The following is a 23,019-nucleotide window of genomic DNA, read 5'->3' on the forward strand; positions in this document are numbered from 1 at the left end:
TCACCCCCCCCTCCCCCGCGAAGAGCGGGGAGAGGGAGAACACAAAGGGAGAAATCATGACTCGTCTTGCGATTCTTTCTGCTGCGGCAGCTCTGATGTCCGCAACGCTGGCCAATGCCGCCGAGCCAATCGCGTTGCGCGACATGGGTTCGTTTCATGTCGGCGGCCGGCTGGTGGAAATTTCCGGCAAGCCCGTGAAGGAAGTCACCTTCACGCCCGGCGGCGTGCCGGCAAAGGTCGATCCGAACGGCACCTATCAGGTCGAGCAGATGTATGTGCAGTATTTTCTGCCCGCCAATGAGAAGGGCGCCTATCCGCTGCTGATGTGGCACGGCGGCGGGCTGACCGGCGTCACCTATGAGACAACCCCGGACGGACGCGAGGGCTGGCTGAACTATTTTCTGCGCAAGGGCTGGGCGGTCTACAATTCGGACGCGGTCGAGCGCGGCCGCGCCGGCTGGGCGCAATACCCTGATATCTTCAAGGGCGAGCCGGTGTTCCTTACAACCGCCAATCCATTCGAGCGGTTTCGCATCGGCGACGGCGCCGGCTCCTACGATCCCGATCCCGCCAAGCGCAAGCTGATGCCGGGCAGCCAGTTTCCGAACGAAGGCTATGAGAACTTCGTCAAGCAGAACGTGCCGCGCTGGACCACGACGGACGACGCCATCATCGCCGCCTATATCGCCGAGATCGACCGCGTCGGCCCCTCCATCATCCTGTTCCACAGCCAGGCCGGCAGCTTCGGCTTCAAGGTGGCGCAGGCGCGGCCCGACAAGGTCAAGGCGCTGATCGCGGTCGAGCCCGCCGGCCTCGGCGATCCCGCCAAGGCCGATGCGCTGAAGAACATTCCGACGCTCATCATTTATGGCGACTACATCGAGAAGGATTCGCGCTGGCCGAAGATCCGCGCCAACGGCCTTGCGTTTGCGGATGCCGTTAGGGCCGCAGGCGGCAGTGTCGACGTCGTCGACCTGCCGCAGGTCGGCATCAAGGGCAACTCGCACATGGTGATGATGGACAAGAACAATGCCGAGGTCGCCGGCCTGATCCAGAAATGGCTCGAGGGCAAGGGCCTGACGAAGTGACCGGGTTCGCGTAAATCGCAGGAAGCAACGGATGCACGGAACGCGAATTCTTGAGGAAGCAGACCGCCTGATGACGGTCTGCAACTCCTGCCGCTATTGCGAGGGGCTGTGCGCGGTATTTCCGGCGATGGAGATGCGCCGCGCATTCTCCGACGGCGATCTCAACTACCTCGCCAATCTCTGCCACGCCTGCGGCGCCTGCTACACCGATTGCCAGTTCTCGCCGCCGCATGAGTTCGACGTCAATGTGCCCAAGACGCTCGCGGTAGCGCGTGCGGATTCCTGGGCGGCCTATGTCTGGCCTCGCGTCTTTGCCGGCACGTTTGCGCGCAACGGGCTTATCATCAGCCTCGTCGCGGCTTTCAGCGTTGCCGCATTCATTTTCGGCTTCGCGGCCTGGCATGACCGGCAGGTGCTGTTCGGCATCCATACCGGGCCGGGGGCGTTCTACAAGCTGATGCCGCACAACGCGATGGCGGCGCTGTTCGGCGCAGCGTTTCTCTATGCGATCGTGGCGCTCACCATGGGTGTGCGCGCGTTCTGGCGCGACATCGGCGAGCCCGTTGGCATGAAGACGAATGCCGGCGCGTTGTTCCAGGCGATGCGCGATGCCGGCGAGCTGCGTTATCTGGACGGCGGCGGCGTCGGCTGCTTCAACGAGGACGACCGTCCGACCGACCGGCGCCGGCTCTATCACCATCTTACATTTTACGGTTTCGCGCTGTGCTTTGCGTCCACCTGCGTCGCGACGCTCTATCACTATCTGCTGGCGCGGCAGGCGCCATATGCCTGGTGGGATTTGCCCGTCGTGCTCGGCACGCTCGGCGGCATCGGACTGCTGATCGGGCCGATCGGCCTGCTGGCCGAGCGATCGAAGCGCGACACCGTGCTGGTCGATGAAGCGCGTTACGGCATGGACGTCGCGTTCATCGTGATGCTGTTCTTGACAGGCCTTACCGGTATGGCGCTGTTATTCCTGCGCGAGACGGCGGCGATGGGCCCGCTGCTGGCGCTGCATCTCGGCGTGGTGTTCTCGCTGTTCGTCACCATGCCCTACGGCAAGTTCGTGCACGGCATCTACCGCTTCACCGCGCTGGTGCGCTACGCGATGGAGCGCAAGGCGATGGCGCATGCGGCACCGGAATAGCTCACCGGCCTTTCCTTCTCATGCGAGGAATGCCGGCGACATATCGCCACGAGTGGCATGATCGCGTGTCCCGGAATGACGCGGCTCACATTCCGGTTACCAACGTGATCTACATCACGCTCCCGTTCGAACCGCTTTTCATCTGACATCGTCGAACTCCCCGTGCGAGCCATTCCGGTCTCGCCAACAGGAATGGAGAGTACAGATGTCGATGAAGTTGATGCTGTCTGCGGCAGCACTCGTTGCGCTCAGCGCAACGAGCGCGATGGCCGCGCCCGCTTTCGTGGGCAATCCCTACTGCGACCAAGCCGTCACCCGGCAGGCCTGCGGCGGCCACATGGAGTATGTGAAAGAGCTTCGAAACCGCCCGATCCGCAGTGACATTTCACCAACCCACATGAAGAATCTCGACCCGCGCGAAAATCCGGCGCTGCGTGATGGCGGCGGTGGTGGCGGCGGCGGAGGTGGCGGTGGTGGCGGCGGTCGCTAACGCAATGTTGTAATGCCGTAGGGTGGGCGAAGCGACAGCGTGCCCACCCTCAGGCAGCGCTGACGGATTGGACGGCGTCGCTACAAATCCACGACCACGTAGTCGCTCTCGACCGACACCGCGACCGTCTCCGCGACATAAGGCCCTTTCACCACGGCCGATCCCGGCTCGACATTGACAGAATAGGCACGGGCGCGGAAACGTTTGGGGTCGCAGTAGGACTGCCCGGTGCGGATATCGAATTCCCAGCCGTGCCAGGGGCAGCGGATGATTTCGCCCAGTTTTGTGTATTCGATCTCGCCGGGGTTGGAAGATTGCGCCAGCCCGATCAGTGGCCCCTCGCAGAGCGCCGCGCCCTGATGCGGGCAGCGGTTCAACAGGCCGAAGAACTCGCCCTTGACGTTGAAGATCGCGATCGGCCGCCCGTCGATGTCGAGGAATTTTCGTGTTCCCGGCGGCAACTCGGCCACCGGGGCAATGACGTGGCGAGCCATCAGGATATGCCGTACAGCTTCTTGGCGTTGCCGAGATAGAACGCTTCGCGATTGGCCTCGCTGACGCCGGGCGGCAGCACGCGCGATGGCTCGTCAAAATCCCAATGCGGGTAGTCGGTCGCGAATAGGAGCTTGTCCCAGCCGATCCATTCGATCGCCTGGAACAAATGATCGCGCCGCTCCGGATCTTCCATTGGCTGCGTTGTCCACCAGATGTGGTCGCGGATATATTCCGACGGCTTTCGTTTCAGATGCGGCACCTCGCTGTGCAGCTTCTCAAAGCTCTTGTCGAGCCGCCAGGCGAGCGACGGCGCCCAGCCGAAGCCGGCCTCGATCATCACCATCTTCAACTTGGGGAAACGTTCGAACACACCTTCGAGCACGAGGCTTGCGAGCACCGTTTGCTGGCACTGCGCATGGCCGACCATCTCCTCGATGTAGAAGCTCGGCCAGCCCGATGGGGTGAGCGGATTGCCGCCAAAGCCGAAGGCGTGCACGCCGACCGGCAGCCCGATCTCCTGCGCCGCCTCGTAGACGGGCCAGTAGCGGCGCTGTCCCAGCGGCTCGACATTGCGAGAGAGCAGCAACACCTGCACGAAGTTGGGATCGCTGGCGCGCTTGCAGATTTCGGCGGCCGCAGTCACGCCGTCCTCATTGGCAACGACAATCGATGCCTTCAGGCGCTTGTCCTTGCTGGTCCATTTCTCGATCTGCCAGTCATTGATCGCTGAACAGATCGCACCGGCCAGGTCCTGGTTGCGCAGCCCCTGCCCGCTGTTGAGCGGATTGAGCACGCCCAGCGCGACGTTATAGGGATCGAGCAGCTGCTTCTGCATGAAGGACAGCGAGGAGCCCTGCGGCCCGCCTTCCGGCGGCCAGGCGTCGCGGCGCGAGGCATTCGGCTGCGCCTTCGGATAGGGCGGGCCTTCCATCATGCCGTGATAGGCCTGCTTGCCGTAGGCCTCGAGATGTTCGTGCCAGCGTTTTGCCATGAACGGGAAAAGCTCGTCATTGGTGGCGCGCGCTGGGTGGATGTCGCAATCGGCGATCGCGGTCTTGACGTTGACCGAGGCCGAAGAGTCTGGACGGAACTGGACGTTCATGGCGTCGTCTCCTTATGCCTCGGCATGATCTGGTCCAAAAACCGGTCTCCACTTTTTGGGATCATGCCGGTACTACCTCCAACCGGCCATACGTCGCGCGCGGATTGTCGATCATGATCTTGCGAACCAGATCGGGCGACAATCCCGGCGGCAGCACCTCGTCGCCGTCGAACTGCCAATGCGGATAGTCGGTCGAGAATAGGAGCAATTCGTCCGACTGCATATGGTCAAACAGGCGGTTCAGGGTTGCGGGATCGGGCGGCGCGTCGACCGGCTGCAGCGAGAAGCGGATGTTGCTTCGCACAATCTCCAGCGGCGCGCGATCGACCCACGGCGTTTCCATCCGTATGCCGCGCCAGAACTTGTGCAGCCGCCACAGATAGGCCGGCAGCCAGGTGAAGCCACTTTCCAGCATCACCATCTTCAGACCAGGATATTTTGCGAATACGCCCTCGACGATCAGGCTGGTGAGCTGGGTCTGGAACGCGGTCGCCTGCGCGACATAGTCCTCGATGTGATAGGAACCCCAGCCGACCGAGGTCGGTGGGTTGTGATAGGCACTGCCGGCATGAATGCCGATGGGCAGGCCCAGCCGTTCGGCGGCGGCGTAGATCGGCCAGTAGGCGCGCTTGCCAAGCGGCATGTCGCCCATGACCAGCATCAGCACCTGGACGAAGCGCTTGTCCTTGGCGCAGCGCTCGATCTCGGCGACGGATTTGTCGACGCTCTGCGTCGGAATCACGATCGAGCCGCGCAGGCGATCGTCCTTGTCCAGCCACTCCTTGGTGAGCCAGTCGTTCAATGCGCGGCAGAACGCATCCTGCATGTCTTCGGAAAACACCATCTGCACGCCGTAAAGCGGATTGCAGATGCCATAACGAACGCCGAACCGATCGAGCGCCTGCTTCTGCATGTCGGCAATATCGGCGCCCGGCTTGCCCTGCGCCGGCCGCCAATCGGGTCGCGAGGAGATCGGCGAGTTGGTCGGGTAGGATTGCGAGACCAGGTCGGTCATGCCGCGGGTCGTCACCTGATCGCGCCAATAGTCGTTCATATAGGGCAACAGGCTGGTCAAATGCGGAACGGCGGGATGCAGATCGCAATCCACGCCGCCGGGAAGCGGCGACGTCATGGTGTTTCCCCTGTGCCGCATCAAGGCGGTCGTTTGAACCATTCAATCAGGGCGGCCGGCGCGTCGCAACTCGGCAAACGTGAACCTCCTGTGCTAGGAAGACATGACTGGCGGGATTTTTGGGAGGTGAGATGAAAGAACTCATAACAATAGCCGAACAGATTGCCGCTCAATTGATCGCACGCAAACAGACGATTGCGGTCGCAGAATCTTCAACCGGCGGCCTGATCTCGGCGGCGCTGTTGTCGGTGCCGGGCGCCTCCGCCTATTTCCTCGGCGGCGGCGTGGTCTATACGCGTGATGCCCGGCGGCTGCTGATGGATATCCCGGATGAGGCGATGGAGGGCATCCGCTCGGCCTCCGAGCCTTACGCGAAACTGCTGGCGAGCACCGTCTGCCAACGCTTTGCGACCGACTGGGGCCTGTCGGAGACCGGGGCGACTGGACCGACCGACAACCGCTATGGCGATGCGGCCGGACATTGCTGTATCGCGGTCGCTAGTCGGGCGGTTAGTGGAGCGGACTCAGTGACCACGATAGAGACCGGCAGCAACGATCGTCAGGCGAACATGCAGGCGTTCGCGAAGATGGCGCTGGAGTTGTTGCTGCTACGTCTAACTCCCTGACAAGCGAGTGCAGTCTCGTAGGGTGGGCAAAGCGCAGCGTGCCCACCAATTTGATCTAGGGAAAGAAGGAATGGTGGGCGCGCTGCGCTTTGCCCACCCTACGAAGGCAGGCCACCTGAGGATCACATCCATGCAACAGTTCGACCGCGCCGCAGAAGATCTCGGCAATTCGATCCATCTCGAGCACGTCAACGTCACCATTCCCGACCAGCGCCTGGCGACGCTGTTCTATGTCGCCGGCCTCGGGCTGACCCGCGATCCCTACCTGATGGTCTCCGACAGCAACATGTGGGTCAATGTCGGCAGGAGCCAGTTTCACCTGCCGCAAGGCAGGGCGCAGGTGCTGCGCGGCCATACCGGCCTTATCATCGCCGGCCGCGCGGCGCTGCTGGATCGGCTGGCATCGGTCGCGAAGAAGCTGGAGGGAACATCGTTCGCATTCAGCGAGCGCAACGACCATGTCGAGGCGATCTGCCCCTGGGGCAATCGCGTGCGCTGCTACGAGCCGGACGCAGCGCGCTTCGGACGCATTACGCTCGGCATCCCCTATGTCGAGTTCGACGTGCCGGTTGGGACGGCGAAAGCGATCTCTGGGTTCTATCCCGCGGTCATGGGAATGCAGGCTGAGCTATTGAACGGCGACGGCACGGTTGCCCACGTCAAGGCCGGCAAGAACCAGTACCTGCAGTTTCGCGAGACCGACCGCGTGCAGCCGGATTACGATGGCCATCACGTGCAGATCTACATCACGGATTTCTCCGGCCCGTACCGCCGCCTCGGCGAACGCGGCCTGATCTCGCAGGAAGACAATCAGTATCAATACCGCTTCCGCGACATCGTCGATCTCGATGACGGCAGGCACCTGTTCACCGTCGAGCACGAGGTGCGCAGCGCCACCCACCCGATGTTCATGCGGCCGCTGGTCAACCGCAATCCGGCAGAGACCAACCGCACCTACGCGCCGGGGCATGAGGAGTGGCCTTACGCGATGGGACCGGATGAGTACGATCGGCGGTAGGGCGGTTCGCTTCCCACACAACGTCATACCCGCGAAGGCGGGTATCCAGTACGCCGCGGCTTCTCGATTCAATTGCTACCGTCTCTGGAATACTGGATCACCCGCTTTCGCGGGTGATGACAGCGGAGAGCTGCGTTCGCAGGGACGACAGAGAGGGAATCACCGCTCCCGAAACGAACGCATCAGCTGGTCGCTGAATGGCTTCAATAAATACGACATCATGGTGCGGTCGCCGGTCTGGACGAAGGCTTCTACCGGCATGCCCGGGATGATCTTGACCTCGCCGAGGCGCTTCACTTCGTCCGGCGGCAGCGAGACGCGGATGGTGTAGTAGCTCTGGCCGGTGCGCTGGTCGGTGGTGACGTCGGCGGAGACGCGGGTGACGACGCCATTGAGTTCCGGCGTGGTACGCTGATTGAAGGCCGAGAGCCGCAGCAGCGTCTTCTGGCCAATCTGCAGCTTGTCGATGTCCTGCGGATTGACCTTGGCTTCGACGGAGAGGTCGTCGGCCTTCGGCACGATCATCATGATGGCATCGCCTGCGGTGATGACGCCGCCGACGGTATGCACCGTCGATTGCAACACGACGCCGTCCTGCGGCGCGCGGATGTCGATGCGGCGAAGCTGGTCTTCGGCGGTGACCTTGCGCTCGACGAACTCGCCGATCTTGTCGTTGGTCTCGCGCAGATCCTTGGAGACCTCGCTGACCACGTCCTTGTCGATCTGGATGATCTGCAGCTCGGTCTCGGTGATCTTGCCCCTCGCCTGTGCCCGCGCCGCGATATATTGCGCGCGTTCGCCCGACAGGCGGGCCAGGTCGCGCTCCAGCACTGTGAGGCGCGAGATCTGGATCAGCCGCTGCTCATAAAGCTGGCGAACGCCGACCAGCTCCTTCTCGACCAGCGCAACTTCCTTTTCCTTGGCCTGCTCCTGCGCGGTGAGGCCGGCGATCTCCTCGTTGAGCTGCGCCACGCGCTCGCGCAGCTGCGATTTCTGCCCGGCGCGCCCGAACACGCGAACCTCGAACAGCTTGGTTTCGCTCGCCATGACGTCACGGACATCGGGATCGTCGGCGCGCTCGGTCAGTTGCGGCGGAAACTTGATCTTGTCGAGGCCGCGCTGCTCGGCCTCCAGCCGCGCCGCCCGCGCCCACAAGCCGTTCAGCGTCTTGACGACGATGGCAAGGCTCGCCTTGACCACGGTCTCGTCGAGCCGCACCACGACATCGCCGGACTTGACGACATCGCCGTCGCGCACGCGGACCTCGCCGACCACGCCGCCGGTCGGGTGCTGCACCTTCTTGACGTTGGAATCGACCACCACCGAGCCGGGCGCGATCAGCGCACCCGAAATCTGCACCGTCGAGGCCCAGCCGCCAAAGCCGCCGGCGAGCACCAGCATCAGCGCAAGACCCAGGATGAGATGGCTGCGGATCGAACGGCGCGCGCCCTTCAGCTCGGCGGTCATGACTTCTTCGCTGCTCCCGCATCGGACACAATCTTGATCGGCGGCGAAGCCGGGCGCTGCAGCACCTGGTTGAGCACGGCTTCCTTCGGCCCGAACGCCTGCATACGGCCATCCTTCAGCACAAGAAGCTGATCGACCGCCTCGATACCGACTGGCCGGTGCGCCACCACGATGACGATGGCGCCGCGCGCCCGCGCCGCGCGCACCGCGCGCGTCAGCGCTTCATCGCCTTCGCTGTCGAGGTTGGAGTTCGGCTCGTCGAGCACGATCAGGAACGGATTGCCGTAGAGCGCGCGCGCCAGCGCCACCCGCTGCGCCTGCCCGGCGGATAGCGCCGCGCCCTGCTCGCCAACCTGGGTGTCGTAGCCCTCGCGCATCTTGATGATCATCTCGTGCACGCCGGCCTCCTTGGCGGCGGCGATGATCGCGTCCGACTTCGCTTCGGGATCGAAGCGGCAGATGTTCTGCGCCACGGTGCCGCCGAACAGTTCGACGTCCTGCGGCAGATAGCCGATGTAGCGGCCGAGCACGTCCGACGACCACTGGTCGAGCGCGGCGCCGTCGAGCCGCACCTTGCCGCGGGCCGGTGCCCAGACGCCGACCAGCGCGCGCACCAGCGACGACTTGCCTGAACCGCTCGGCCCGATCACGCCGAGACCGGTGCCGGCCTCGACGACGAAGTTGACATCCTGCGCGACGACGCGCTGCTCGCCCGGCGGCACGATGCTGACGGCCTCGACCGACAACCGCGTGGTCGGCGCCTGCAACAGGGTCTGCTGGTTCGCCGGCGGCATCTTTTCCAAGAGCCCGGAAAGGCGATGCCAGCTCTGGCGCGCGGCGACAAAGCCTTTCCAGTGCGCGATGGCGAGGTCGACCGGGGCCAGCGCGCGCGCGCTCAGGATCGAGCCCGCGATGATGATGCCGCCGGTGGCTTCTTGGTGGATGACGAGATAGGCGCCGACCGCGAGCACCGCCGATTGCAGCATCATGCGCAGGACTTTTGCGACGGCGCCGAGGCCGCCGGCGACATCGCTGGCGCGCTGATTGCCGGCCAGATAGGTCTCGTTGGCCTCGCTCCAACGCTTGGTCAGGCGTCCGGCCATGCCCATCGCGACCAGCACCTCGGCATTACGGCGGCTGGTGGCGGCAAGATCGTTGCGCCGCGCCGCCAGCGTCATCGCCTCTCTCGCTGGCGTCCGCGACAGGAACTCGGTGACCAGCGTCAGCGTGACCAGGATGATAGCGCCGATCAGCGCGGTGACGCCGAGCAGCCAGTGAAACGCGAAGCAGATCGCCAGATAGAACGGCAGCCAAGGCAGATCGAAGAACGCACCGGGCCCCATGCTGCCGAGAAACGACCTGACATTGTCGAGGTCGCGCAGCGGCTGCAGTCCCTCATTGCGGCTGCCGACCATCAGTGGCAGACGCACCACGGTTTCGAACACCCGCGTATTGATGGCTTCGTCGAGCGCAGTTCCGATGCGGCCGAGGATGCGGCCGCGAATCAGGTCGAGACCGCCTTGGGCGGCATAGAGGCCGGCGGCGAGAAGCACCAGACCGACCAGGGTCGGCACGCTGCGGCTCGGCAGCACGCGGTCGTAAACCTCCAGCATGAAGACCGAGCCGGTGAGGTACAGGATATTGATCATGCAACTCATGACGCCGACGCCGAAAAAGGCGTTGCGGCAGGCGCGCAGCGCCTCACCGAGCTCGGAACGCCGGACACCGGGAGCGGCTGCCATTAATGCGTATCTCGTCAAATGGATAAGGTACGAACAGGTTTTACCGGTGTTTTCGGACACCGTCTATTTAAGACACGTTAACCGCGATCAGGTTCACCGCTGTGAGTCGGAAAGGCGGGCATCGGGAGCCCCGCCGGGCCCTTTTGCAGGCCTCGCCAGCCGTTTAGCCGGCCGGCAAGGGTAGAATCGGCACCGGAAATCACCCGGGCGCCGAGATCCGGCCCCTCCCACGAGGCCTTTCGCCGGTCAGGGTCCGGAACGCGGTGCCGCCGTTAACGCTGCTGCGCAGGGCCGGAGCTAAAGCCGCAAAGGCACCGCTTCGCGCTGCGCAGCACCCGGGAACGAGGCCGTGCGAAATAGCGCGCTACCAACGCCCGCCGGTGCGAAGCAGCCGCACGATCACCAGCAGGATGATGGCACCGATGGTGGAATAGACGATCTCGGAGACCAGCCCGGTGCCGAGGCGAATGCCGAGCTTGGGAAACAGCAGGCTGGCCAGCAGCGCGCCGGCGATGCCGACGAGAATGTCGCCGATGATGCCAAAGCCGGTGCCGTGCACGATCTTACCGGCAAGCCAGCCGGCCACCAGGCCGACAAAGAGAATGACGAGAATGCCTTCGTTGGAAATCACCATTTGACGTCCCCCAGGGTTCGGGCCGGCCGATGTCGTGCCATCCCAGATTCCAACTGCGCCTGCGAAGTGAAACTTTTTTATGTCACGCACGTTGTGACGGCATGAAACAAAGCGATATTTGGTATGTGACTTTCGGTCCGGACAAGACGGACGCCGCTGCGGCGAGCACGGCGCGTTCGACCCGTACCTTCAAATCTGAAATCGACGCCAAGCTGTTTGCAATGCAAATCCTGGCCAAGGGCTGGTCCGCCAGCGCCGGCACCCTCAATCCCCATCAGCCGAAGCAGGTCGTGGGGCCGTCACAGATCGAGCAATGGGCCGACCCCGGGCTAGGCGGCTGACCGCTCTCCTGTCCCGGACGCGGCGCGTCACGCAGTGATGCGACGCAGAGCCGGGACCCAATACCTCCACAACAACTGGCCCCGGATCAGCAGCGCACCACGCCGCGAATGCGGCGCGCTGCGCAGCATCCGGGGAACGCCACTTCAGCTAGCGGCAGAAACTTCCACTGACTCCGCCAACACACAACGCGCGGTTCGATCCGGCGGTATCTGCACATTGGGCGGCAGACGCTCGCTGCAGCGCGGCTCGGCTACAGCACAGCGCGGCGCAAACGAACAACTGACGGGCGCCTTGTCGAGCGAAGGCGGCGTACCCGGAATGGTCTCCAGCCGCGCGCCACGTTTGGCGCCGTGCACGGTCGAAGCCAACAGGCCCTTGGCATAGGGATGCACCGGCGTGCGGACGATATCGCGCAATTTGCCCTGCTCCACGATCTGTCCCGCATACATCACCGCGACGCGGTCGCAAATTTCGATGGCGACGCCGATATCGTGGGTCACGAAGATCACGGACATGCCGAACTCGCGCTGCAGCTCGCGCAACAGCAAGAGGATCTGGATCTGCACGGTGGCATCCAGCGCCGTGGTCGGCTCATCCGCCAGCAGGATCTTCGGCTTGCAGGCCAGCGCCAGCGCGATCATCGCGCGCTGGCGCATGCCACCGCTCATCTCATGCGGATAGGCTTCGACCCGGCGCTTGGCGGAGGGAATGCGCACCACCTCCAGCATCTCCAGCGCGCGTGCCATGGCCTCCTTCTCGCTCTTGCCTTCGTGGCGGATCACGCTCTCCGCGATCTGCCGGCCGATCGTGTAGACGGGATCGAGCGCCAGCGCCGGCTCCTGAAAAATCATCGAAACGGTCTGGCCGCGAAAAGCCGAGAGTTCCTCGTCGTTCATCGCCAGCACGTCGCGTCCGAGCACCTTCACCGTGCCGGAAATCTGCGTTCGCTTCCGCGGCAACAGCCGCATCAGCGCGCGCAGGGTCACGCTCTTGCCCGAGCCGGATTCGCCGAGCAGGCCGAGCACCTCGCCCTCGCCAAGCGAGAGCGAGATGTCGTTGACGGCATGAACCGTGCGCTCGCCGGTGAAGCGGATGCTGAGGTTGCTGATGTCGACGAGGTTGCTCATGCCAGCTTGGGTACCTTCTGGTGATAGTCAGTGGCGCGCTGAAACGCCGCGCCAATTCGCACCAGCGTGGCCTCATCGAAGGAACGGCCGATCAACTGCATGCCGACCGGCAGACCCTTGCTGGTGAAGCCCGCGGGGATCGAGAGCGACGGCAGGCCGAGATAGTTGATCGGGCGGGTGAAACGCGTGATCCGCTGGATCACGGCCTCCGCATCGAGGCTGTTGCCGACGTCGCTCTCGGCAATCGTCGCGGCTGGCATCGGCGCGACCGGCGCGATTACGGCATCGGTACCTTCGACCGCCGCCAGATAAGCTGATAGCGCCGGGCCGCGCCAGCGCATCGCTTCGAGATAGGTCACGGCCGGAATGGCGAGCCCGTTCTGCAGCCGCATCAACACCTGTCCGCCGTAATCCTGCGGACGCTCGATCATCCAGCGCTTGTGGAAAGCGGCGGCCTCGGTGGCGAGCACGATCTGGCAGGCGGCGGTGAGCTGGCGCTGGTCCGGCAGTTCGACCTTGACGATCTCGGCGCCCTCTTTTTTGAGAGTCGCAATGGTCTCGTCGAGCACCCGCGCCACTTCGGGATCGAGGTCGTCGACATAGAACGCCGTAGGCACGCCGATCTTCGCGCCTTTCAGCGAAGCCGTGGTCGCCGCCATGTAGTTCGGCACCGGCCGCGTCGACGTGGTCGGATCCTCGGGATCGGCGCCCGCCATCAACCCGACCAGCAGCGCGCAATCCTCGACGGTTTGCGCCAGCGGCCCAACGGTATCGAGCGATTGCGACAGCGGCATCGCGCCGGCGCGGCTGATCAGGCCGACGGTGGTCTTGAAGCCGGTGACGCCGCAGAAATGCGCGGGCATCCGGATCGAGCCGCCGGTATCGGAGCCCAGCGCCGCAAAGGTCAGCCGGGCCGCGACCGCCGAACCGGAGCCCGAGGAAGAGCCGCCGGTAATGTGATCGACGTTCCAGGGATTGCGCACCGCGCCGTAATGCACGTTGTGCCCGGTGGGGCCATAGGCGAACTCCACCATCTGCAGCGAGCCGAGCCGGACCGAACCGGCGTCCTTCAACCGCTGCAGCGCGGTCGAGGTCGTGGTCGCCACGAATTCGCGCCGGATTTTTGAGCCGCAGGTCACGACCTTGCCGGCGTCGTAATACATGTCCTTGTGCGCCATCGGCACGCCGTGCAGGGGGCCTGAAATCTTGCTCCTGGCGAGATCAGCATCGGCGGCGTCAGCCGCGGCGAGCGCCTCCTCCTTCTCGATCGCCATGTAGGCGTTGACACGCGGCTGCCACTCCGCGATGCGGTCGAGACAGGATTGTGTCGCCTCGCGCGAGGAAATTTTCTTGCCCGCGATCGCCTTGCCGACCGCAACCAGCGACATCAGGGCCGGTTCGCCGCTCATTTCGACACCTTCGCGTTCTGCACCAGGAGAAAGCTTGCTGGCTCGAGATCCATCGGCAGCGTGCCGGCGATCGGCGCAAAACCATCGAAAGCGGGGCCAATGGAGTTGGCGATGCGTGCGGACACTTCGGCATCCTGCGGCACGCCGGCGACGTCGGTCATTACCTTGACCTGCTTGGGATCGGGTCTACTCATGCGGTCACTCCCGTGTTGTTGTTATTTGCCGGCGCGCGGCTGTGCCCGGAGCCTGCAATGGCCATGTAGCACGCCGCCTGATGGCCCATTGTATCGACATCGCTGAGTTTTGGCGTGGCATTTGCGCAGAGCGGCTCCGCAAACGGGCAGCGGGTGTGAAACCGGCAGCCGGACGGCGGATCGATCGGATTCGGCGGATCGCCCGAGATCGGCGGCGTTTCGGTGCGGTTATCGGGATCGGACGACGGCATGGCGGCGAGCAGCGCCCGCGTATAGGGATGCGAAGGTTGATCCCAGACCTTGTCGACCGGTCCGAGCTCGACCACCTCGCCGAGATACATCACGAGCACGCGGTCACTGATGTAGCGGACGACGTTGAGATCGTGGCTGATGAAGAGATAGGTCAGCCCGAATTCGCGCTTGAGGTCCGCCAGCAGGTTGAGCACCTGGGCTTCGACCGACTTGTCGAGCGCGGATACCGCTTCGTCGAGGATCACCAGCCGCGGCGACAGCGCGAGCGCCCGCGCGATATTGACGCGCTGGCGCTGGCCGCCGGAAATCTCGTGCGGGTAGCGGTTGGCGAAGGTTTCGGGCCGCAGGCCGACCTTGCCGAGCAGCTCGCGCGCCAGCGTGCGCGCGGCGCTGTCAGCCATGCCGTGCACCTTCGGGCCGAAGGCGATGGATTCCTCGATGGTGAGGCGCGGGTTGAGCGAGGCGTAGCTGTCCTGAAACACCATCTGCATGCCGCGGCGCAGCTCCCGAAGCGAGAGCGCGCGGCCGACCTGCATGCCGTCATAGATGATGTCGCCGGCATCGCGCTTCATCAGATGCATCAGAAGCCGCGCAGTGGTCGACTTGCCGCAGCCGGATTCGCCGACGATGCCGACCGTCTCGCCCTTTCCGATCGAGAAGGAAACGTCGTCGACCGCGCGCACGGTCTTGCGTGGGCTGAAGAGATCGCCCCGTACCGGAAAGTGCTTGGTCAGGCCGACCACCTGCAGCAGCGGCTGCGCCGCGCCGCCGATATCCTCGACCTGTTCCAGCACCTCAACTGACTGATATGTCTCACTCATCACGTCAATTCCGGATATCCATGGCGCTACGCATGCCGTCGCTGAGCAGGTTGAAGCAGATCGACACGGCAAAGATCATCACGCCCGGCAGCGCCGCCACCCACGGATTGATATAGATCGCGGTGCGCAGCGTATTCAGCATCAGCCCCCATTCCGGCTCCGGCGGCTTTGTCCCCAGACCCAGGAACGACAGGCCGGCGGCGAGGATCATCGACACCGAGATCAGGCCGGTGGCGTAGACGAAAATCGGCCCGAGCACATTGCCCAGCATGTGCACGCGCATGATGGTGAAGGGCCCGGCGCCGGAGGCGCGCGCCGCCTCCACAAAGTCCATATTGCGCACGCCTGTCGTGACGCTTTCGGAAACGCGGGTGATCTGCGGCACGAACACGATGGTCAGCGAGGCGATCGAGTTGACGATGCCCGCGCCCAGCGCGCCGGAGATCGCGATCGCCAGCAGCACCGAGGGAAAAGCGTAGAACACGTCCACAGTGCGCATGATCGCGGTGTTGAGCCGGCCGCCGACATAGCCGGCGACGAGGCCGAGCGAGGTGCCGATCACGAAGGCGAAGATAACAGGCAAAATGCCGATGATCAGCGACAGCCGCCCGCCATAGATCAGCCGCGCCAGCATATCGCGGCCGAGCTCGTCGGTGCCGAGTGGATAGTTCGGCGTGCCGATATGGCGAAGCCGGCGGATCATCGAGCCCTGATAGGGGTCGGCGAGGCCGAGCCATGGCGCCAGCAGCGCGGAGGCGAAGATCAGGATCAGCACAAAAGCGCAGACCATGCTGACCTTGTCGCGCACGATACGGCGGCCGACGGTCGCCCAATAGCCACGCGCTTTGGTGACGGGAGCGGCCTGCAACGCGGTATCCGACATCACGGCCATGATCAGCTCCGCTTGATGCGCGGATCGATCGCGGCCTGCGCGATATCGACCAGGAGATTGAGCGTGACGAAGAAAAGCGCCAGCACCAAAATCGTGCCCTGCAGCAGCGGCAGGTCGCGCTGGAAGATCGCCGAGTTGAGCAACAATCCCGAGCCGGGCCAGGAGAACACGGTCTCGATCAGGATCGAGCCGCCCAGCATGTAACCGAGCTGCAGGCCCATCACGGCAAGCGCGGTTGGCGCCGCGTTCTTGATGACGTGTTTGAACACGTCGGTCTCGCGCAAGCCTTTTGCGCGCAAGGCCTCGACGAAGTCCTGCGAAAGGATGTCGCCGGTCAGCGCCCGCACCGTGCGGGTGACGATGCCCATCGGAATAACCGAGGTCGTGATCGCCGGCAGGATCAGATATTTCATGTGCTCCCAGTCCCAGCCCCACGCACCGGAGCCGCCGGGGCCGGCGCCGACCGCGGGCAGCCAGTTGAGCTGCACCGAGAAGATGATGACCATCACCATGCCGAGCCAGTAATGCGGCACCGAGACGCCGGCGATGGCAAAGGAGGTCGCGACCTTGTCGATCCAGGTGTCGCGGAAATAGCCGGCGATCAGGCCGAACAACAGCCCGAGCGTGAAGCCGATCAGCGCGGCGGCGATGGCGAGCGTCACGGTGTTGCCGACGGCGCGCAGCACTTCCGACAGCACCGGGCGGCCGGTCGCGATCGAAGCGCCGAGATCGCCATGGATCGCGCGCCACAGCCACAGCCCGAACTGGACCGGTAGCGGCCGGTCGAAGCCGTAGGCGGTGCGCATTTGCGCGGCCAGTTCCTGCGAGGCATCGGCCGGCAGCACCGCAACCAGCGGATCGCCGGGCGTGATGTGCACGAGCAGGAAACACACCAGCGCGACGCTGATCACGATCGGAATGACGTAGACGATACGTCGGGCAGTATAAGCGAACACAGACTTACCTAACGTGATGCCGCACGATGAGGTGCGCTGGTTACAGTAAGGGACGCACGATGTGAGGGTTCCCTCCCGCCTTGCGGGGGAGGGCTAGGGAGAGGGGTGGGCCACACCGGGACTGCCCGTGTGAACCCCTTCCCCCAACCCCTCCCCGCAAGGGGGAGGGGAGCCCTGCCAGCCTGCTCACCTTACGGCGCCATCGACACCGGCGAGAAGTCGACGAACCAGCTCTTCGGCTGCACAAAACCCTTGACCTTCGGGCTCATGGCGCGCGGCGAGACGTCGTGGGCAACATAGAGGAACGCCGCATCGTCCACCGAGGCCGCATGCAGTTCGGCCAACGCCGCGTCACGCGCGGCGGGGTCGAAGGTCTGGCGGGCTTTCGTCACCAACTCGTCGAATTTGGGATTGTTGATATAGCCCCAATTGTTCGAGACGGGAGGTGCCATCGACGATTGCAGGAAGCGCACCAGCGCGAAGAACGGGTCCATCGCCGCGTAAGTGACGTTAGTGGCGTTGGCGCCGTTCGCGGTCGGGTCCTTGGCGCCACGGCGCCAATTGGTGAACAGTGTGTTCCACTCGATCACGTCGAGCTGGACGTCGAAGTAGCATTCGGCCAGCGCCTGTTGCAGATATTCGTTCATCGGCAAGGGCTGCATCTGGCCCGATCCCGACGCCGACGTCTGGGTCTTCACCGTCAGCTTCTTGCTCGGGCCGTAACCCGCCTCCTGCATCAGCTTCTGCGCCGCCTTCAGATCATACTTGATCTCGAAGGTCGGCTTGCCGCGCCAGGGATGGCCGGGCTCGAAGGTACCGGTGGCCGGCACCATCAGGCCGGCGAGCAGACCGTCCTTGAGGCCCTCGCGGTCGATACAGAGATTGGCGGCCTTGCGGACGCGAATGTCGTTCCACGGCGAGCCTTCGATGCGCGAGAACTGCCATGGCCAGACATGGGGAGATTCATTGGCCTGGAGCTGGAAACCGCGCGCCTTGATCTCCTTGACGGCATCAGGTGCCGGCGCCTCGACCCAATCGACCTGGCCTGAAAGCAATGCCGCGGTGCGGGCATTGGCTTCCGGCATCGGCAGCAGCACCATGCGGTCGATCTTGGGCACGCGGCCCTTGTCCCAATAGCCCTCGTTCTTGACCAGTTCGAGCCGCTCGCGCGGGGTGAACTTCGACATCTTCCACGGGCCGGTGCCCGAGGCGGCCCTGGCGAACGCCGCCCAGGCGGCCTGTGACTTGGCCTTGGCGTCGGCACCTTCAGCCTTGTCATAAAGCGCCTGCCACTTCGAAGGGCTGGCCATGAACAGATTGGTCAGGTTGATCGGCAGAAAACTGTCCGGCTCCTTGGTGGTCAATTCCACCGTCATGTCGTCGATCTTGCGGGCGGAAGCCAGCGTCGGCATGCGCGAGGCGGTGACGCCAACCTGGCTGGCGTCGAAATGCGGCGCATCCTGCTTCAGCACCTTCTCGACGTTCCAGACCACGGCATCGGCGTTGAAGTCGCTGCCGTCATGGAATTTGACGCCGGGACGCAGCTTGAAGGTCCATTTCTTCTTGTCGGACTCGTCGACCTTCCATTCGGTCGCGAGCCCGGGAATCATCACGCTCGCCTTGTCGGCTGACGACAGGTCCCACATCGTCAGCCCGTCATACATGGTCAGGCCGGTGAAGCGGTTGCCCTCAAAGCCCTGGTCGGGCTGGCCGAGCGTGCGCGGAATATCGGCGGCGGTCATGCCGATCCGCAGCACCGTCTCGGCGCTCGCCAGTTGCGGCAGACCGACCACCAGCGCCGTCGCCAGCAGCCACGCGGTGGCCGTCTTCTTCGATTTTTCGTTACGCATATGCAGCAATCCCTTCTCGACTTGGGTGACTAATTCTTATGCAACGGTATGCAACGCCTGTGCCAAGGATGGCGCGCCGCCAGAGGCTTTTAGCCACACAACTCTCATGAGTATGTGCATGCAAGTGCGCCTTCCATGCTCCATCTGGCACCAAGTTTGCATTTTTTAACTTCACCCTGCCCGATGGAGCTTAAATCATGCGCACCCGATATTCGATGCTTCTTGCTGCCCCGGCAATAGCCCTCGGATTCTCTCTTGGCCTGCCTACAATTTCGGCGCAGGCGGAGACCGTTGTGCGCTACGGCATATCGATGGCGGACATTCCGCTGACCACAGGCCAGCCCGACCGCGGCGCCGGCGCCTATCAGTTCTCGGCCTATACGATCTACGATCCGTTGGTCGCGTGGGAGATGGATGTGTCCGACCGGCCCGGCAGACTGGTGCCGGGGCTTGCGACCGAATGGAAGGTCGACGAGCAGGACAAGAAGAAATGGCGCTTCGCCCTTCGCAAGGGCGTCAAATTTCACGACGGCAGCGATTTCAACGCTGACGCCGTGATCTGGAATCTGGACAAGGTGCTCAATGACAAGGCACCGCAGTTCGACAAGCGGCAGAGCGCACAGGTCAAGACCCGCCTGCCCTCGGTCGCGAGTTACGCCAAGATCGACGACGACACGATCGAGATCACCACCAAGACGGTCGATTCATTCTTCCCGTACCAGATGCTGTGGTTTCTGGTCTCCAGCCCTGCGCAATATGAAAAGCTCGGCAAGGACTGGGACAAGTTCGCCAGCCAGCCCTCCGGCACTGGGCCGTTCAAGCTGACAAAGCTGGTGCCGCGCGAGCTCGCGGAGCTGACCAAGAACGCCGACTACTGGGACAAGAAGCGGCTTCCGAAGGCCGACAAGATCGTGCTGATCCCGATGCCGGAAGCACTGACGCGCACCAATGCGCTCTTGGCCGGACAGGTCGATCTGATCGAGACCCCGGCGCCGGATGCCGTGCCGCAGCTCAAATCCGCCGGCATGAAGATCGTCGACAACGTCACGCCGCATGTCTGGAACTATCATCTGAGCGTGCTGCCCGGCTCGCCCTGGACCGACATCCGCCTGCGCAAGGCACTCAACCTCGCGATCGACCGCGACGCGGTGGTCGGATTGATGAACGGCCTCGCCAAGCCCGCCAAGGGCCAGGTCGACCCGTCGAGCCCGTGGTTCGGCAAGCCGACCTTCGAGCACAAATACGACGTCGCTGCGGCCAAGAAGTTGGTCGAGGAAGCCGGCTATTCGAAGGATAAGCCGCTGAAGACGACCTTCATCATCGCGCAAGGCGGCACGGGGCAGATGCTCTCGCTGCCGATGAACGAATTTTTGCAGCAAAGTTTCAAGGAAATCGGCATCGAGATCGACTTCAAGGTGGTCGAGCTTGAGACGCTCTATACGCATTGGCGCAAGGGCGCAGCCGACGAGATGAACGCGAACATCACCTCAAACAACATCGCCTATGTCACGTCCGATCCGCTTTATGCCATCGTGCGCTTCTTCCACTCCGGCCAGGTCGCGCCTGTCGGCGTTAACTGGGGCGGCTACAAGAACCCCAAGGTCGATGCGCTGATCGACGAAGCCAAGCAGACCTTTGATGTCGTCAAGCAGGACGAGCTATTGGCGGAGGCCCATGCGCAGATCGTCGACGACGCCACGCTGGTGTGGGTGGTGCACGACACCAACCCGCACGCGCTGTCGCCGAAAGTGAAGAAGTTCGTGCAGGCGCAGCACTGGTTCCAGGATTTGACGCAGATCGGGCTGGAGTAGGCAATCGTGAGGTAGGACATTCGCGCCGCGCGCAGCATTCGTCATACTCCGCGAAAGCGGAGTATCCAGTACGCCGCGGCCTTCCGGCTATCTCGCTGGCGTCACGGCGTACTGGATCACCCGCTTTCGCGAGTGATGACAGTGCGGGTAAACTATTTCGTCAGCAGCGCAAAGGCGCCGTTCCAGTCCACCGGCGGCGGGGCTTGCTGGAAATTGCGGATGCGCGCTTCGTACAAATCGTACAGCAGCTCCAGCGCATTGGCCTCGTCGGTCTTGCGGCCACGTTCGATTGCGGCGAGCGCGCCATCCCAATCGCGGCTGCGGTAGCAGGCGAGCATCTCGATCGTCAGGTTGCGCAGGCGCTGGAAGCGGCCGGACTGCGCAACGTCCTCGCGGCCGGCGATGGCGTAGATCACCTCCGGCTCCTTCTTGCCCTTCACCATGATGAAGTCGAGCTCGAGAATGGCGAACCTGTCCTTGACCGCCAGCGCGGTCTTGGAGCCGACGATGATGGGGAAGCCGTATTCCTTGGACTGGCCTTCCAGGCGCGAGGCCACGTTGACGCTGTCGCCGAACACCGAATAGTTGAATTTGAGATCGGATCCCATGTTGCCGACCACGCAGATACCGGTGTTGAGGCCGACGCCGATATTGAGCGGAATGAACGGACGCCCCGCCTCCTTGGCTTCCTGCTCGCGCTCCCGGTTGAGCTCGTCGACGCGTTCCAGCATGTCGATCGCCGCCTCGCAGGCGTTGAGCTCGTGGTCCTTGTCGTCGAGCGGCGCGTTCCAGAACGCCATGATGGCGTCGCCCATGTACTTGTCGATATAGCCCTTGCGCGCAAGAATCGCGTTGGTGAGCGGCGTCAGAAAACGATTCATCAGCGTGGTGAGGCCCTGCGGATCGTCTTTGTAGGTCTCCGAGATCGAGGTGAAGCCGCGCATGTCGGAGAACATGATGGTCATCTCGCGCTCTTCGCCGCCGAGCACCAGCTTTTCCGGATGCTGTGCGATCTGCTCGACCAACACCGGCGACATATACTGCGCGAAGTCCGAGCGAATCTTCTTGCGCTGCTGCTGCTCGCGCACGAAGGCGGCGAAGATCAGCGTCAGATAGAGCGCGGTGGTCGACATCAGGGGATAGGTGAAGTCGATCAGCAGCCGGTGCTGCGTGAAAAAATAGGCCGACGTTCCGACCAGCACGCTTGCAAAGGCGCCTCCGACGACGACCAGCGAGACGGGGCCAAACAGCGGCGCCAACGCAATCACCAGCAGCCCGAACAGCATTGCTGCCGCGAATTCGAGAACGATACCGTTGACTGGCTGTGAGATGACAGCACCCGACAGCGCGCTTTCCAGCACCTGGGCATGGATCTCCACGCCGGGCATGGCGCGCGCGACCGGCGTGGTCTTGATGTCGTTGAGGCCGACCGCCGAGGTGCCGATCAAGACCAGCTTGCCCGCTATCATGTCGGGCGCGACGTTCTTCTCCAGCACGTTGACGGCGGGAACGTAGATCGAGGCGTCGTTGCGCGCGTAGTGAACCCAGAGCTGGCCGTTCTTATCCGTCGGAATCTGGACGCGTCCGATGCCGAGGCTCTTGATTCCGCCCTTCTCTGCCTTGATCAGGATGGTGCCGGAACCGCTGGCGACGCGGAGCATCTCGAAGGTCAGCGACGGCATGGTCTGGCCCTGCGCCAGCATGATCATCGGCACCCGCCGCACGATGCCGTCGCGCTCGGGCTTGATGGTGAACAGGCCGCGCCCGGCGGCGGCGTGCTCCAGCACCGGCACGTTGCGCAAAAGGCCGGGAAATTCGTACATGAAGCGCTGCGGCTCCTCGCCGAGCATCGCAAGGCCGGTGACCGGCAGCGTCTTGTCAAGCGCTACGATTTCCTCCGGCAGGCCCGACTCGCCGAGCACGACGCGCGACTTCGTGATGGCATCGGCCAGGATCTGGTCGTTGCTCGGCATCTTGCGCAGCTTGGCGCGGGTTTCCTCATCGAGCTGCGGGAAGGCCTCGGCCGCCACGGCCGGGTTGAGCCGGTCGGGTTCCGAAAACACCGCGTCGAACGCGATCACGACAGCGCCGAGCCGCGTCAGCTCGGTAATGAGCTCGGCAATCCGCGTCCGCGGCCACGGCCACTGCCCGAACTTTTCCAGGCTCTTGTCGTCGATATCCACGATGGTCACCGGCCGCGTGGTCTTCTTGCGGGGGTCGATGCGCTGGAACGCGTCAAACGTCCTGACGCGGATTTCCTCGACCGGCGCCGGATCGGCTACCCGCAGTGCGGCGAACCCGATCAGGAGCACAAGGCACAGCAGCCGGGCGTAGCCGATGCGCCGCGAGAACCATCTGGGTAGGGCCCGCAGTCGTTTCATGCTGTCTGGATACCACGCATCGACGGCTCAGGCATGCTGGATT

21 protein-coding genes are annotated in these 23,019 nt (G+C 63.7%); 7 read left to right on the forward strand and 14 right to left on the reverse strand.

The window, feature by feature from the left end; all coding sequences use genetic code 11:
* Positions 1–56: 56 nt before the first annotated feature.
* The 3 genes from QA643_RS36370 (at position 57) to QA643_RS36380 (ending at position 2,725) form a co-directional block, all read left to right on the forward strand.
* Complete coding sequence (locus QA643_RS36370; protein WP_283030486.1) at positions 57–1,088, forward strand: esterase; 1,032 nt, start codon at positions 57–59, stop codon at positions 1,086–1,088.
* Between the two features lie 31 nt (positions 1,089–1,119).
* On the forward strand, positions 1,120–2,235 hold the full coding sequence (gene tcuB / locus QA643_RS36375; protein WP_283030488.1) for a tricarballylate utilization 4Fe-4S protein TcuB: 1,116 nt from the start codon (positions 1,120–1,122) through the stop codon (positions 2,233–2,235).
* Positions 2,236–2,446: 211 nt separating this feature from the next.
* On the forward strand, positions 2,447–2,725 hold the full coding sequence (locus QA643_RS36380; RefSeq protein ID WP_283030490.1) for a hypothetical protein: 279 nt from the start codon (positions 2,447–2,449) through the stop codon (positions 2,723–2,725).
* Positions 2,726–2,805: 80 nt separating this feature from the next.
* On the opposite strand, the gene QA643_RS36385 is transcribed toward QA643_RS36380, so the two are convergent.
* The 3 genes from QA643_RS36385 to QA643_RS36395 form a co-directional block, all read right to left on the reverse strand.
* A complete protein-coding gene (locus QA643_RS36385; RefSeq protein ID WP_283030491.1) occupies positions 2,806–3,219 on the reverse strand; it encodes a Rieske (2Fe-2S) protein in 414 nt (137 codons plus the stop codon).
* Complete coding sequence (locus tag QA643_RS36390) at positions 3,219–4,322, reverse strand: amidohydrolase family protein (RefSeq protein WP_283030492.1); 1,104 nt, start codon at positions 4,320–4,322, stop codon at positions 3,219–3,221. The genes QA643_RS36385 and QA643_RS36390 overlap by 1 nt, the downstream gene beginning before the upstream one ends.
* Positions 4,323–4,383: 61 nt before the next feature.
* On the reverse strand, positions 4,384–5,454 hold the full coding sequence (locus tag QA643_RS36395; RefSeq protein WP_283030493.1) for an amidohydrolase family protein: 1,071 nt from the start codon (positions 5,452–5,454) through the stop codon (positions 4,384–4,386).
* A 131-nt stretch (positions 5,455–5,585) separates the two neighbouring features.
* Between QA643_RS36395 and QA643_RS36400 the strand changes: the two genes are divergently transcribed.
* Together QA643_RS36400 and QA643_RS36405 are read left to right on the forward strand one after the other, a co-directional pair.
* A complete protein-coding gene (locus tag QA643_RS36400; RefSeq protein WP_283030494.1) occupies positions 5,586–6,080 on the forward strand; it encodes a CinA family protein in 495 nt (164 codons plus the stop codon).
* 130 nt (positions 6,081–6,210) lie between these two features.
* Positions 6,211–7,098, forward strand: coding sequence for a hypothetical protein (locus tag QA643_RS36405; RefSeq protein WP_283030495.1), 888 nt, complete (start codon positions 6,211–6,213; stop codon positions 7,096–7,098).
* Between the two features lie 159 nt (positions 7,099–7,257).
* Here the strand turns inward: QA643_RS36405 and QA643_RS36410 are convergent, their stop codons facing one another.
* The 3 genes from QA643_RS36410 to QA643_RS36420 form a co-directional block, all read right to left on the reverse strand.
* Positions 7,258–8,565, reverse strand: coding sequence for an HlyD family type I secretion periplasmic adaptor subunit (locus tag QA643_RS36410; protein WP_283030496.1), 1,308 nt, complete (start codon positions 8,563–8,565; stop codon positions 7,258–7,260).
* On the reverse strand, positions 8,562–10,307 hold the full coding sequence (locus tag QA643_RS36415; RefSeq protein ID WP_283030497.1) for a type I secretion system permease/ATPase: 1,746 nt from the start codon (positions 10,305–10,307) through the stop codon (positions 8,562–8,564). The genes QA643_RS36410 and QA643_RS36415 overlap by 4 nt, the downstream gene beginning before the upstream one ends.
* 364 nt (positions 10,308–10,671) lie before the next feature.
* Positions 10,672–10,941: a GlsB/YeaQ/YmgE family stress response membrane protein gene (locus QA643_RS36420; protein WP_161851617.1), complete on the reverse strand. Its 270-nt coding sequence runs from the start codon at positions 10,939–10,941 to the stop codon at positions 10,672–10,674.
* Between the two features lie 125 nt (positions 10,942–11,066).
* On the opposite strand from QA643_RS36420, the gene QA643_RS36425 reads away from it, so the two are divergent.
* Positions 11,067–11,282, forward strand: coding sequence for a hypothetical protein (locus QA643_RS36425; protein WP_283030499.1), 216 nt, complete (start codon positions 11,067–11,069; stop codon positions 11,280–11,282).
* 144 nt (positions 11,283–11,426) lie between these two features.
* Here QA643_RS36425 and QA643_RS36430 read toward each other — a convergent pair whose 3' ends face one another.
* The 7 genes from QA643_RS36430 to QA643_RS36460 form a co-directional block, all read right to left on the reverse strand.
* Positions 11,427–12,410, reverse strand: coding sequence for an ABC transporter ATP-binding protein (locus QA643_RS36430; protein ID WP_283030501.1), 984 nt, complete (start codon positions 12,408–12,410; stop codon positions 11,427–11,429).
* Positions 12,407–13,819: an amidase gene (locus tag QA643_RS36435; protein WP_283030502.1), complete on the reverse strand. Its 1,413-nt coding sequence runs from the start codon at positions 13,817–13,819 to the stop codon at positions 12,407–12,409. The genes QA643_RS36430 and QA643_RS36435 overlap by 4 nt, the downstream gene beginning before the upstream one ends.
* Positions 13,816–14,013, reverse strand: a complete 198-nt coding sequence (locus QA643_RS36440) for a hypothetical protein (RefSeq protein ID WP_283030503.1) — start codon at positions 14,011–14,013, stop codon at positions 13,816–13,818. Before QA643_RS36440 ends, QA643_RS36435 begins: the two co-directional genes overlap by 4 nt.
* Positions 14,010–15,086, reverse strand: coding sequence for an oligopeptide/dipeptide ABC transporter ATP-binding protein (locus tag QA643_RS36445; protein WP_283030504.1), 1,077 nt, complete (start codon positions 15,084–15,086; stop codon positions 14,010–14,012). The genes QA643_RS36440 and QA643_RS36445 overlap by 4 nt, the downstream gene beginning before the upstream one ends.
* Before the next feature lie 4 nt (positions 15,087–15,090).
* Positions 15,091–15,978, reverse strand: a complete 888-nt coding sequence (locus QA643_RS36450) for an ABC transporter permease (protein ID WP_283030505.1) — start codon at positions 15,976–15,978, stop codon at positions 15,091–15,093.
* Positions 15,979–15,980: 2 nt separating this feature from the next.
* Positions 15,981–16,934, reverse strand: a complete 954-nt coding sequence (locus QA643_RS36455) for an ABC transporter permease (protein WP_283030506.1) — start codon at positions 16,932–16,934, stop codon at positions 15,981–15,983.
* A 191-nt stretch (positions 16,935–17,125) separates the two neighbouring features.
* Positions 17,126–18,784 carry an ABC transporter substrate-binding protein gene (locus QA643_RS36460; protein WP_283030507.1) on the reverse strand — a complete coding sequence of 553 codons (1,659 nt, stop codon included), beginning with the start codon at positions 18,782–18,784 and terminating at the stop codon, positions 17,126–17,128.
* 197 nt (positions 18,785–18,981) lie between these two features.
* Here QA643_RS36460 and QA643_RS36465 point away from each other — a divergent pair, with 197 nt between their 5' ends.
* Entirely contained in the window at positions 18,982–20,595 is a 1,614-nt protein-coding gene (locus QA643_RS36465) for an ABC transporter substrate-binding protein (protein WP_283030508.1), read from the forward strand.
* 152 nt (positions 20,596–20,747) lie between these two features.
* On the opposite strand, the gene QA643_RS36470 is transcribed toward QA643_RS36465, so the two are convergent.
* Positions 20,748–22,976, reverse strand: coding sequence for an adenylate/guanylate cyclase domain-containing protein (locus QA643_RS36470; protein WP_283030509.1), 2,229 nt, complete (start codon positions 22,974–22,976; stop codon positions 20,748–20,750).
* Positions 22,977–23,019: the final 43 nt, after the last annotated feature.

Source organism: Bradyrhizobium sp. CB3481 (assembly GCF_029714305.1).
Classification (GTDB): Bacteria; Pseudomonadota; Alphaproteobacteria; order Rhizobiales; family Xanthobacteraceae; genus Bradyrhizobium.